Source organism: Methylobacterium sp. WL103 (genome assembly GCF_008039885.1).
Taxonomy (GTDB): domain Bacteria; phylum Pseudomonadota; class Alphaproteobacteria; order Rhizobiales; family Beijerinckiaceae; genus Methylobacterium; species Methylobacterium cerastii.
Genome location: NZ_VRUX01000190.1, coordinates 1 through 7,190, shown reverse-complemented (window position 1 = coordinate 7,190; position 7,190 = coordinate 1). Strand labels below are relative to the sequence as shown.

Genomic DNA, 7,190 nt, shown 5'->3' with positions numbered 1-7,190 from the left:
GGTCTCGCGACCGCGGCGGCGCTCGCGAGACCCACCAGGGCGATTCCGGCGAAGCCCGCCATCAGCAGGTCGCGCTCGCGGCTGGTCCAGAACGCGGTGCGCGTCGCCTTGGTCCGGTCGCCGAAGCGCCCGTCGATTCCGACGTCGCCCGGCACCGGGGCGTCGAGGTTGCCCACCCGGTCGGCCATGTCCTCGTCGGTCATCTGCTTCGGCCACATCTCGGCGGCCTTCTTGTCGGCGAAGCCCGGGACCAGCGCTTGCGCTGCCGCCATCATCACCGTGCTGCGGCCGACCCAGACCTCGCGGCGCGGATGCTCGGCGGCGAAGACGATCGCCTCGGCGCAGAGGCGGGAATCGTAGACCGGGTCCGGCGCGTTCTGGTCGCGGCCGGTCCGGTTGCGGGTCCACTTGTATTGCGGCGTGTTCACCGCCGGCAGGTAGATCACGCTGAGCGAGACATCGCTCTTGTCGTGGATCAGCTCGCAGCGCAGCGAATCCGTGAAGCCGGAGACGGCGAACTTGGCCGCGCAGTACGGCGCCTGCAGAGCCGCCGCGCGAAACCCTAGGCCCGACGAGACCTGAAGGATCGCCCCGCGGTTGCGCGGCTTCATGTAACGCAGGGCGGCCAGCGTCCCGTAGACCTGGCTGAGATAGGTCGTCTCGGTGACGCGGCGGTACTCGGCCGGCGTGATCCGGTCGGCCGGGCTCACCACCGTCGACATCGCGTTGTTGACCCAGGCGCGGATCGGCCCGAGCTCGGCCTCGATCCGGGCGGCGGCCGCATCCACCGCCTCGGCGTCCGACACGTCGGCGGAGATGGTGAGGACCGGGCGGCCGTAGGCGGCCAAGGCGGCGGCGGTGGAACGCAGGCGGCCCGCGTCGCGGGCGATCACGGCGACCGCCCAGCCGCGGGACGCGAACAGGTGGGCGGTGGCGAGCCCGATCCCGGCGGTGCCTCCCGTGACGACTGCGACCCGTGCCATGCGCGCTCTTCCCCCCGACGTCTTCGCAGCGACAAGCCGTCGCCGCCGAAACGGTTGCGGCCCGCAGGGCGTGCCCAATGGACACGCCCTGCGGGCCGCCGAAGGTCGCCGGTGATCCGGTCAGGCGTGCGCGGGTGCCGCGTGGGCCGGGGTGCCGCCGTGGCCGTCGTCGGCCTTCTTGCCGCGCTTCCGTCCGATCCAGATCACGATGTTCCGGATCATCACGTAGAAGACCGGCGTCAGGAACAGGCCGAAGAAGGTCGCGCCGATCATCCCGAAGAACACCGCCGTGCCGAGCGCCTGACGCATCTCGGCGCCGGGGCCGGTGGCGATCACCAGCGGCAGCACGCCGAGGATGAAGGCGAAGGCGGTCATCAGGATCGGGCGCAGGCGCAGGCGGCAGGCCTGGATCGCGGCGGCGACCGGGCCCTTGTGCTCGGCCTCCTCGATGTCGTGCGCGAACTCGACGATCAGGATGGCGTTCTTGGCGGCCAGGCCGATCAGTACGATCAACCCGATCTGGGTCAGGATGTTGTTGTCCTGGCCCCGCAACTGCACGCCAAAGAGCGCAGCGAGCACGCCCGTCGGCACCACCATCAGGATCGAGATCGGCAGCGCCCAGCTCTCGTACTGGGCGGCGAGCACCAGGAACACGAGCAGGATGCCCAGCGCGAACACGTAGACCGCCGTGTTGCCGGTGGCCTTCTGCTGGTAGGCGATCTCGGTCCAGTCGTAGGCGTAGCCTTCCGGCAGCGCCTTGGCCGCGATCTGCTCCATGGCGGTCAGCGCCTGGCCGGTCGAGACGCCGGGCTTGGCCACGCCCTGCACCGGCACCGAATAGTACAGGTTGAAGCGCTGCACGATCTGCGGGCCGGCCACGGTGCGCAGCGAGGCGAGCGTCCCCAGCGGCACCAGGGCGCCGGTGGAGGAGCGGACCTTGATCTGCGAGATGTCCTGCTGCGAGGTCCGGTAGGCGGCGTCCGATTGCAGGCGCACCTGGTAGATGCGGCCGAGCGTGTTGAAGTCGTTGACGTAGGCGCCGCCGAGATCCGCCTGGACCGAGGCGAAGACGTTGGCCAGCGGCACGTTCAGCATCCGGGCGATCGTGCGATCGATGTCGAGGTAGAGCTGCGGCGTGTCGTTGCCGAAGGTGGTGAACACCCGCTGCACGTCGCTGCTCTGGTTGGCCTGGCCGATCAGCTCGCCGGCGGCCGCCAGCAGCGGGCCGGTCTGCGAGGATTGCCGGCTCTCGATCTGCATCTTGAAGCCGCCGCCGTTGCCGAGGCCGCGGACCGGCGGCGGCGGGATGACGATGACCCGCGCCTCCTGGATGTTGGCGGTGGCCTTCAGCACGTCGCCGGTGATGACGGCCGCGCTGCGCCCGTGGACCGCCCGCTCCTTGGCGCCGGCCAGCGTGATGAACATCACGCCGGAGTTGGTGGTGTTGGTGAAGGTCGCGCCGTCGAAGCCGGCGATGATGACCGTGTTGGTCACGCCGTCGATCTTGCGCGCCTCCGCCGCCGCCCGATTCACCACCGCGGTGGTGCGGTCGAGCGAGGCGCCCGCCGGCAGCTGGACCACGCCGATCAGGTAGCCCTGGTCCTGGTCGGGGATGAAGCCCGTCGGCGTCGTCTGCACGAGGTGGATCGTGCCGAAGATGACGAAGCCGTAGAACACCATCACCGCGACGATGCCGACGGTGTAGCCGGTGAGCAGGCCGACGATCCGGGCGTAGCCGTTCGAGAGCGCCTCGAAGCCGCGGTTGAACAGGTCCGCGAGCCACGCGATGAACCGCGTCAGGAAGAACTTCGGCTTCTTGCGGGCGTGGTGGGGCACCAGCAGCAGCTTGCAGAGCGCCGGCGACAGGGTCAGCGAGTTGAAGGCCGAGATGATCGTCGAGGCGGCGATCGTCAGCGCGAACTGCTTGTAGAACTGGCCCGAGATGCCGGGGATGAACGCCGTCGGGATGAACACCGCGGCCAGCACCAGCGCGATGGCGACGACGGCCGAGCCGACCTCGTCCATGGTCTTGTGCGCGGCCTCGCCCGGCGAGAGCCCCTCCTCCATGTTGCGCTCGACGTTCTCGACCACGACGATCGCGTCGTCGACGACGATGCCGATGGCGAGCACCAGCCCGAACAGGGTGAGGTTGTTCAGCGAGAAGCCGAAGGCCGACATCGCCGCGAAGGTGCCGACGAGCGAAACGGGAATCGCGATCACCGGGATCAGCGCCGTGCGCCAGCTCTGGAGGAACACCAGGATCACGATCACCACGAGGCCGACCGCCTCGAACAGGGTCTTGTAGACCTCCTGGATCGACTCCTCGATGAACTCGGTCGGGTTGTAGGCGATGCGGTACTCGACGTCGGGCGGGAAGTTCTTCTTGAGGTTCTCCATCACCTTCTTGACGGAGGCGGCAGCGTCGAGCGCGTTGGTGCCCGGGCGCTGGAACGCGCCGATGCCCACCGCCGGCGTGGCGTTCAGGAAGGAGTTCGTGGTGTAGTCCTTCTGGCCCATCTCGGTGCGGGCCACGTCCTTCACCCGCACGAGGCGGCCGTTGGTGGCCTTCACGATGACGTCGGCGAACTCCTCCGGCGTCTGGAAGCGGCCTTGCGACTGCACCACGAGCTGGAACGCCTCGCCGGTCTTGGCCGGCGGCGCGTTGAGGGCGCCGGCGGCGACCTGCACGTTCTGCTCCTGCAGCGCCGCGGTCACGTCGGTGGTGGAGAGGCCGTAGGCGGCGAGCTTGTTCGGGTCGAGCCAGATGCGCTCGGCGTACTCGTTGCCGCCGAAGATGGTGATGTCGCCGACGCCGTCGAGGCGAAGCATCTCATCGCGGATGTTCAGGTAGATATAGTTGGCCAGATAGTTCTGGTCATAGGTCTTGTTCGGCGACAGCAAGTGCACGACCAGCATCAGGTCGGGCGATGCTTTACGCACGGTGACGCCGAGGTTGCGCACGTCAGGCGGCAGGCGCGGCTGGGCCACCGAGAGCCGGTTCTGCACCAGCACGTTGGCGATATCGAGGTTGGTGCCGACCTTGAAGGTGACGGTCAGCAGCATGTTGCCGTCGTTGGTGGACAACGACGTCATGTAGAGCATGTTGTCGACGCCGTTCACCTCCTGCTCGATCGGCGTCGCGATCGTCGCGGCCACCGTCTCGGCGTTGGCGCCGGGGAAGCTCGCGCGCACGGTCACCGTCGGCGGCACGATCTCGGGATATTGCGAGACCGGCAAGCTCTCGTAGGCGACGAAGCCGAGGAGCAGGAAGATGATCGACGTGACCGACGCGAAGATCGGCCGATCGACGAAGAAGTGGGCAAAACGCATCGGTCAAACCTCTGGGTCGCCGCCCCTCGCGGAGCCGGCCACCGGCGTCGTCGATGGCGCCGCACCGGTCGGGACCGGTGCCGCTCGTCGGCTCGAGACCGCCGGGCGGCCTCGGGTCTTGCTACGCCTCAGGTCTCGCGCGGCCTCAGGTCTTATGAGCCTCAGGTCTTGTTAACCCTAGGTCTTGTTAACCCTAGGTCTTGCTCGGCGGCAGCGTGGTCGATTCCGGCGTGACCTTGGCGCCGGGGCGCACGCGGGACGTGCCGTTGACCACGATGGTCTCGTCGCCCTTCAGCCCGTCGCGGATCACGCGGTAGCCGTCGACCTTGGGTCCGAGCTTCACGTCCCGGGAGCTCACCGTCCCGTCCTCGGCGACGAGGTAGACGATGCGCTTGTCCTGGTTGGCGGCGACCGCCTCGTCCGGGATCAGGACGCCCTGGAAGGGCTTCGTCGCGGGCATCGAGACGATGCCGAACAGGCCCGGCTTGATGAAGCCGTCGGCGTTCTCGACCGTGGCGCGCAGGAGGATCGTGCCGGTCGCGTTGTCGACGCGGTTGTCGACGAAGTCGAGGGTGCCCTTGCGGGTCGGCTTGGCCTCGCCCGACAGCGCGATCAGGATCGGGACGCCCTTGCCGCGCTGGGTCTGGCCCATGCCGATGCCGAGCGAGCCCTGGTATTTCAGGAACGACTTCTCGTCGACGGTGAAGGAGAAGTAGATCGGATCGAGCGAGACGATGGTGGTCAGCATCGTCTGGTCGGTGATGACGATGTTGCCCTCGGTGACGAGGCGCTGGCTGATCCGCCCGTTGATCGGCGACTTCACTTCCGAGAAGTCGAAGTTCAGCTGGGCGTTGCGGAGCGCCGCCTCGGCGCTGTCCACGTCGGCCTGCGCGGTCTGCGAGGCCTGCCGGCGCTGGTCGGTGACCTGCTCGGAGATATTGCCGCCCTTCGACAGGGTCTGCGCGCGCTCCAGGTCGGTCTGCGAGAACGACAGCCGGGCCTTCGCGGAGGTCAGCGAGGCCTGCGCCTGCTCCAGGGCCGCCTTGTAGGGGCGCCGGTCGATGACGAAGAGCACGTCGCCCTTCTTCACCGTGGCGCCGTCGGTGAAGTTGATCTTCTCCAGGTAGCCGGTCACCCGCGCCCGGACCTCGACGAACTCGATCGGGTCGAAGCGGCCGGTATATTGGTCCTGCTCGATGATCTCGCGGACCACGGGCTTGGCGACCGTCACCTTCGGCGGCGGGCCGCCCGGCGCCTGGGCGCGGGCCTGCGGCGCGGAGAGCGCCGCGGCGATCACGATGAGGCTTGCGAGCCGACGCTTGTACATGGATGGTTCCCCAGCAGCCCGCCACCTATTCCCCGAAGCGCACACAGGTTGTGCGCCGCCGCACATGGCTTCGCCGCCGCGAGACGAACGACGCGCGCGGTGCGACGCTTCGACGGACCTACTCAATCGCTTCACCGGCCGCCGACCAGTCGCGGTAGCCGCCCTTGTAGTGTTCGTTCAGATCGAGCCCGGTCGCCTGCATCGCGTCGAGCGCGTGGACGGAGCGCACGCCGGAGCCGCAGGAGAAGACCGGGCGGCGCCCGTCCGCCTCGATCAGCGCGGCGACCGCCGTCGGGTCGAAGGTCGAGAGCGGGTGCATCACCGCGCCGGGGATGTGGCCGTTCTCGTATTCATGCGGCTCGCGCACGTCGATCACCAGCATCGAACCGTCGGCGAGGCCCTGCTTGATCGCATCGCGGTCGAGGTCGACAACACGCATCGGTCGATTCCCTGGGAGAGAGGCCGGCTGCGCGGGCACCGGCGCGCGGGCTGACGCTTTCCCTTATTCGTCAGCCGCCCACGGCGCAACACGCGCCCCCCATCCAGGGCGTGGGCTGCGGATCAGAGTGCGGCCAGCAGCGCGTCGGCCGGCTTGAAATGCGCGGGCCAGCTCGGGGCGACGTAGCCGTCGAGGCGCCGCGCCAGAGCTTCGCGATGTTCGCCCCCCGGACGGCTCAAGTCCTCCACCGCCCGCCGCCAGCCGAGCCCGTCGAGGGGATCGAGGAAGTCGGCGAAGCCCGCGCCGATCTCGCGGTGGACCGCGATGTCGGAGGCGACCACCGGCACGCCGGAGGCTGCGGCCTCGACGATCGGGATGCCGTAGCCCTCGGTGAAGGAGGGCATCAGCAGGGCGGTGCAGCTGCGCGTCAGCGCGGCGAGGCCGTGGGTCGAGAGGCCCGAGACCTCGACGACGTGCGGGCGGATCGACTCGCAGCGCTCCAGCAGGTCGACGACGTTCTCCGCCTCCCAGCCGCGGCGCCCGACGAGCACGAGGCGGGGCGTGTCCGGGCCGTGCCGTTCGACGAGGTCGCGCCAGAGGTGCAGCAGCAGCAGGTGGTTCTTGCGCGGCTCGATGGTGCCGCAGACCAGGAAGGTCGGCCGGTCGGGCGCGAATCGCGGCCCTTCTCGCCCGAAGGCCGGCTCGACGCCGAGATGGCCGACCGCGAGCGGCGGCCGCCCGAACCCGTCGGCGGCAAGATGCGCCAGCGTCCGCTCGCCGGTGTCGGCCGAGTTCACGATGATGGCGGCCGCGTGCCGCCCGATGGTCCGCATGCGCAGGCGGTGGCGTTCGGCCTCGCCCGTCCGGCCGTATTCGGGATGGGTGATCGGGATCAGGTCGTGGACGAAGAACACCGGCCGCACGTCGGCGCGGGTGTAGAGCCAGTCGAACCGCTCCGGCTTGTCGAGGCGCAGGTGCGAGGTGTGGAGATAGAGGCTGCCCTCGGGCAGGGCCGCCACCGGTGCGGCGCGAAAGATGCCGAGCACGGTCTCCGCCTGGATGCGGCGGCGACGGAGCGTGCTCGATCGCGTGGGGCCGCGCCCGGCGGCGA

5 protein-coding genes are annotated in these 7,190 nt (G+C 69.3%); all 5 read right to left on the bottom strand.

The genetic code is table 11. The features are described 5' to 3' along the window. Positions 1-983, bottom strand: a 983-nt coding sequence (locus tag FV222_RS13095; RefSeq protein WP_147814575.1) for an SDR family oxidoreductase, incomplete at its 3' end; no start/stop codon positions are given. 120 nt (positions 984-1,103) lie between these two features. Next, positions 1,104-4,313, bottom strand: a complete 3,210-nt coding sequence (locus FV222_RS13090; protein ID WP_147814574.1) for a multidrug efflux RND transporter permease subunit — start codon at positions 4,311-4,313, stop codon at positions 1,104-1,106. 193 nt (positions 4,314-4,506) lie between these two features. Beyond that, positions 4,507-5,640: an efflux RND transporter periplasmic adaptor subunit gene (locus tag FV222_RS13085; protein ID WP_147750358.1), complete on the bottom strand. Its 1,134-nt coding sequence runs from the start codon at positions 5,638-5,640 to the stop codon at positions 4,507-4,509. Positions 5,641-5,758: 118 nt separating this feature from the next. After that, complete coding sequence (locus FV222_RS13080) at positions 5,759-6,079, bottom strand: rhodanese-like domain-containing protein (RefSeq protein WP_147764429.1); 321 nt, start codon at positions 6,077-6,079, stop codon at positions 5,759-5,761. 122 nt (positions 6,080-6,201) lie between these two features. Beyond that, on the bottom strand, positions 6,202-7,190 hold a 989-nt coding region (locus tag FV222_RS13075; protein WP_147814573.1), incomplete at its 5' end, for a glycosyltransferase family 1 protein.

Bases quoted from the DNA above. Each gene is read 5' to 3' on its own strand.
- FV222_RS13090 (WP_147814574.1), bottom strand. From the start codon at position 4,313: ATGCGTTTTGCCCACTTCTTCGTCGATCGGCCGATCTTCGCGTCGGTC.
- FV222_RS13085 (WP_147750358.1), bottom strand. From the start codon at position 5,640: ATGTACAAGCGTCGGCTCGCAAGCCTCATCGTGATCGCCGCGGCGCTC.
- FV222_RS13080 (WP_147764429.1), bottom strand. From the start codon at position 6,079: ATGCGTGTTGTCGACCTCGACCGCGATGCGATCAAGCAGGGCCTCGCC.